This window comes from Mesorhizobium sp. M7A.F.Ca.US.014.04.1.1, assembly GCF_003998745.1.
Taxonomy (GTDB): Bacteria; Pseudomonadota; Alphaproteobacteria; order Rhizobiales; family Rhizobiaceae; genus Mesorhizobium; species Mesorhizobium ciceri.
The window spans coordinates 1-3,515 of the sequence record NZ_RZRW01000582.1 but is presented as its reverse complement, the minus strand read 5'-3'; the positions used below and the strand labels follow the sequence as shown (position 1 = coordinate 3,515).

5 protein-coding genes are annotated in these 3,515 nt (G+C 62.5%); 3 read left to right on the top strand and 2 right to left on the bottom strand.

All coding sequences use genetic code 11. From position 1 onward, the window contains the following. Positions 1–294: SIS domain-containing protein (locus tag EOA22_RS27960; RefSeq protein WP_127390378.1), on the top strand; the 294-nt coding region annotated here is incomplete at its 5' end. Further along, positions 287–946, top strand: a complete 660-nt coding sequence (locus EOA22_RS27955) for an HAD-IIIA family hydrolase (RefSeq protein ID WP_063168810.1) — start codon at positions 287–289, stop codon at positions 944–946. The genes EOA22_RS27960 and EOA22_RS27955, both read left to right, overlap by 8 nt. A gap of 4 nt (positions 947–950) precedes the next feature. Here EOA22_RS27955 and EOA22_RS27950 read toward each other — a convergent pair whose 3' ends face one another. Both EOA22_RS27950 and EOA22_RS27945 read right to left on the bottom strand, forming a co-directional pair. Beyond that, entirely contained in the window at positions 951–1,745 is a 795-nt protein-coding gene (locus EOA22_RS27950; protein WP_063168809.1) for a glycosyltransferase family 2 protein, read from the bottom strand. Between the two features lie 253 nt (positions 1,746–1,998). Continuing rightward, positions 1,999–2,478, bottom strand: a complete 480-nt coding sequence (locus tag EOA22_RS27945) for an Lrp/AsnC family transcriptional regulator (protein WP_013530077.1) — start codon at positions 2,476–2,478, stop codon at positions 1,999–2,001. 249 nt (positions 2,479–2,727) lie between these two features. On the opposite strand from EOA22_RS27945, the gene EOA22_RS27940 reads away from it, so the two are divergent. Then, positions 2,728–3,515 (top strand): FAD-dependent oxidoreductase (locus EOA22_RS27940; RefSeq protein WP_127390377.1); only part of this gene is annotated, 788 nt, incomplete at its 3' end.

The following is a 3,515-nucleotide window of genomic DNA, read 5'->3' as shown; positions in this document are numbered from 1 at the left end:
GGCTTCGACACGGTTGTTTCGCGCCAGGTCGAGGCGCATGGCGCGGCCGGCGGCGTGCTTCTGGCAATCTCGACCAGCGGCAATTCGCCGAGCATCCTCGCCGCCGCCGAACAGGCACGGAGGATGGACATGACGGTGATCGGCATGACCGGCGATACCGGCGGCAAGCTGAAACCTCTGTCCGATATCCTGCTCAACGTTCCGTCGACCTCGACGCCGATCATCCAGCAGGGGCATCTGTGCCTTTATCATCATCTGTGCGAGGTGGTCGAAGCGCGCCTCAGCAATGGCTGATCCCACGACCTCTGGCCGCTATCCGCTGGCTGAGCCGGGCCTGTGGGTCGAGCAGGTCGGCTCAAAGGTGTTCGCCGCCGGCTCTCCGGCGCTGTTCCTCGACCGCGACGGCACCATCAATATCGATACGGGCTATCCGGATGATCCTGGCGAAATGGTGCTGCGCGCGGATATAGCCGCGGTGATAGCCGCCGCCAACGGGGCCGGCATTCCCGTCATCGTCGTCACCAACCAGTCCGGCATCGCGCGCGGCTATTTCGGCTGGAGCGATTTCGCCGCCGTCAATGGCCGCGTGCTCGAACTGCTACGCGCCGACAATGCGTTCGTCGACATGGTCCTTGCCTGCGCCTATCACGAGGCGGGCTCCGGCCCGCTCGCGGCCGCAGATCATCCGATGCGCAAGCCCAATCCGGGCATGCTGCTGGAGGCGGCCAGTCGCCTCGGGCTCGATCTGCGGCGTTCGCTGATCGTCGGCGACAAGGAGGCCGACATGGAGGCGGGACAACGCGCCGGCCTCTCGCAGGGCTGGCTGGTGGACGGGCAAGCGGCTGTCCGACGGGGCTTCACAATTCGGCCTTGGTGCGACCGCGCGGACTTCGACGGCCTGCTCGCCGCAATAGCTGCACTTGGGGCCGCCTCGGGCGCGCCCTAACGGTTTATACCCGATCGTTGTCCCGCCAGGCTTCATAGAGCTTGGCCTCGGTGGCGAACGAATACACCATCACCAGCATCGAATAGACGAACCCGTGCCGGCCGCACAGGAAGTAGCGCTTGGCCAGGTAAAACTTCAGGAAGTTGCCAAGCGGCGACAGCACCAGTCTTATCAGGCCAGGCTTCTTGGCTCGTTCGACCAGCGTGGCGACCTTGAGGCTGGAGTAGGTGTTGGCTCTCGCCAGATCCTCGGCAATAGTCATTTCGCGGCGATGCAGCAGCACGCCATTTTCTATGGTGCCGGTTTCGCCCGGCACCTCGAACGACTCATGGACCCGCAGATTGAGGTCCATGGTCGCCTTGTCGCGCCGGAAAAGACGCAGCAGCCTGTTGTGAAGCACCCAGCGGTGCGCATAGCCATAACCCTTCAGCTTGTCGCGGCGCCTGATGTACCATCCGTCGAAAGCATCGTTCCCAAGCTGCGTCACATTCGTGATCGACTGCCTGAGAACGTCATCGATGGCCTCGTCGGCTTCAATCGAAAGGCACCACGGTTGGGTGGCCTGATCGAGCGCGAATTGCCGCTGACGAGGAAAGCCCGGCCAATCATTGTGAAACAGCCTTATCGGGTAGCCCTTGGCGATGAACGCATTGACGACGTCCAGAGTGCTGTCCGTCGAGCCTGAATCGACGACGATGATCTCGGCGCAGAAGTCGACGCTTTCCAGGCATTCGCCGATCATGTCGGCCTCGTTCATACAGATGACCAGCGCCGAAACCGGGCTAGAAAATCGAGTCATCGTCCCACCCCACGGCACACTGTTCTCGGAATTGGGCTGCCCTGCGCCACCTGTATTATGCAATCCCGAAAGCGCTATGCGCTTTTCCCAGGAAAACCGTTACACACTTTTTCTGGAATTGCTCTAGGAAACCAGCAAGGTGGCTACGGCAGTACATCCGGCTCCACAGGAGAGCCTATCGAACGCCAAAGCGGCGCTGATATGGCGAGGCGCTCAGGCCGCATCGGCGAAAGCCGGTTGCGGTTCAACCGGCTCAAGGCTGTGCGAACGAGACCAAGCCTTCGTCCTTGACCCGGCGGATGGTGAGCGCTGTGCGCACCGTGTCGACATTCGGGGTCGAGGTCAGTTCCTCGATGACGAAGCTCTGGAAGGCGCCGAGGTCGCTCGCCACGCAATGCAGGAGGAAATCGGATTCGCCCGACACCATCCAGGCGTCGCGTACGATCGGCCAGCCGCGGGTGCGCTCGGCAAAGATGCGCAGCTCGGCATCGGCTTGATGATGCAGGCCGACGAGGCAGAAGGCAACGACATCAAGGCCGAGCGCTGGTGCGTTGAGCAGAGCGCGGTAGCCACGGATGATGCCGGCTTCCTCCAGGCGCTTGACGCGGCGCAGGCATGGCGGTGCCGAAATGCCGACGCGGTTCGACAGTTCGACATTGGTCATGCGGCCGTCGCCCTGCAATTCGCGCAGGATCTTCCAGTCGATGGCGTCGAGGTCGGCCTTGAGCGGCATGAGGGCTCTCGATCATGAGGGGCAACACGCAAGAATCTTGCGTGATTTTGTAATTAAACGACTTCGCTGTCCATTCCATCCTTCGCCCGGAATATTTCGCGGGATCCGCAGGCGACAGGGTGTGACAAAGCTTTCCGGGGACGAACTCCAACTTGCCTTGCTGGCGTCGTGGGCAACACTTACATTACGCGCGACAATGATCGAGTTTTCCATGCCGCAATTGCCGGCAGCCCTCCGCAGAGGCTTTAGATGACCACCAAGCACGCGCCCGTTCTCATCATCGGTTCCGGCCCGGCCGGCTATACGGCGGCGGTCTACGCCGCCCGCGCCATGCTGAAGCCGATGCTGGTCGCCGGCCTGCAGCAGGGCGGGCAGTTGATGATCACCACCGATGTCGAGAACTATCCCGGCTTCGCCGACCCGATCCAGGGTCCGTGGCTGATGGAGCAGATGCTGAAACAGGCCGAGCATGTCGGCACCGACATCATCAACGACATCATCACCGAGGTCGACCTCAACGTGCGACCGTTCCGTGCCAAGGGCGATTCCGGCACCACCTACACCGCCGACGCGCTGATCATCGCGACCGGCGCGCAAGCGAAATGGCTGGGCATCCCGACCGAGCAGGACTTTATGGGTTTTGGAGTCTCGGCCTGCGCCACCTGCGACGGCTTCTTCTACCGGGGCAAGGATGTCGCGGTGATCGGCGGCGGCAATTCGGCGGTGGAAGAGGCGCTCTATCTGTCCAATCTCGCCAAGAGCGTGACGGTGATCCACAGGCGCAGCGATTTTCGCGCCGAACGTATCCTGCGCGAGCGGCTTCTGAAAAAGGACAATGTCCGCGTCATCTGGGACACGATCGTCGACGAGATCACCGGTCGGCCCGGCAAGACGCCGCTGCCGCCCTCGGTCGAAGGGCTGAAGCTCAAGCATGCGGGGACCGGCGAGGTGTCGCACCTCAAGATCGACGGTGTGTTCGTGGCCATCGGCCATGCGCCGGCGGTTGAACTGTTCGCCGGCCTGCGCAAGCAGAAGCC